At 60.3% G+C, this 1,037-nt stretch carries 1 protein-coding gene; it reads right to left on the bottom strand.

The window, feature by feature from the left end; all coding sequences use genetic code 11:
* Nucleotides 1–1,037 (bottom strand): methyl-accepting chemotaxis protein (locus AC0IM9_RS20440; RefSeq protein ID WP_482805244.1); only part of this gene is annotated, 1,037 nt, incomplete at both ends.

Genomic DNA, 1,037 nt, shown 5'->3' with positions numbered 1-1,037 from the left:
GACGCAGGACTCGAGACCGGCTTGACCTTTGCCACCCGCCGCGAGGCTTTCGCGCTGCTGCGCGACCCGCTGCTGTTGCCGTGGCCGATTTTGAAGAAGGCCATCAGCGTTTGCAGTTGTTCCGACTGCCCGGTCATTTCTTCCGCCGTCGCCGCCAATTGTTCGCTCGCCGACGCGTTTTGCTGGGTGATCTGGTTCATTTGGTTCATGGCGTTGTTGACTTGGCTGACTCCCGCCGATTGTTCTTGCGAGGCCGCTGCGATCTCTTGCACCAGGTCCGAGGTTTTGGCAATGCTCGGTACGATTTCGTCCAGCAATTTGCCGGCGGTTTCCGCCGTTTTCACGCTGCTGTCCGCCAATTCGCCGATTTCCTGCGCCGCCACTTGGCTGCGTTCGGCCAGTTTGCGCACTTCCGCCGCCACCACGGCAAAGCCTTTGCCGTGGTCGCCGGCCCGCGCCGCTTCGATGGCGGCGTTCAACGCCAGCATGTTGGTTTGGTAGGCGATGTCGTCGATGATGCCGATTTTGGCGGCGATTTCTTTCATCGCGTCTACGGTTTGCTTGACCGCGCCACCGCCTTCCACCGCTTCTTTGGAGGCTTTGCCGGCCATGCCGTCGGTAACTTTGGCGTTCTCGGCGTTCTGGTTGATGCTGGCGGCCATTTCTTCGATGCTGGCGCTGGTCTCTTCGACGCTGGCCGCTTGTTCGCTGGCTGCTTGCGACAACGATTGCGAGGTGGAGCTGATTTGCTCGGCGGCATTGGTCAGTTGGTCGGCGGCGATGATGACGTCGCCGATGGTTTTCGACAGGTTGGCGATGGTGTTGTTGACGGTATCCTTGAAGTCGCTCAATTGGCCTTTGTAGTCGCCGTTGACGGTCCGGGTCAGGTCGCCTTGTTCGACTAAGCTCAGCACTTCGACCGCTTCGTTCAGCGGCAGGATCACGCCGTCCAGGGTTTCGTTGACGCCTTGGACGATTTTGCGGAAGTCGCCTTGGTGTTTGCTGGCGTCGGCCCGGGTCGACAGTTTGCCTTCCAC

The sequence above is a fragment of the Methylomonas sp. Uni0011 genome, from assembly GCF_056850255.1.
Note: the sequence above shows the minus strand (reverse complement) of the source record. Positions and strands in the feature narration are given on the sequence as shown.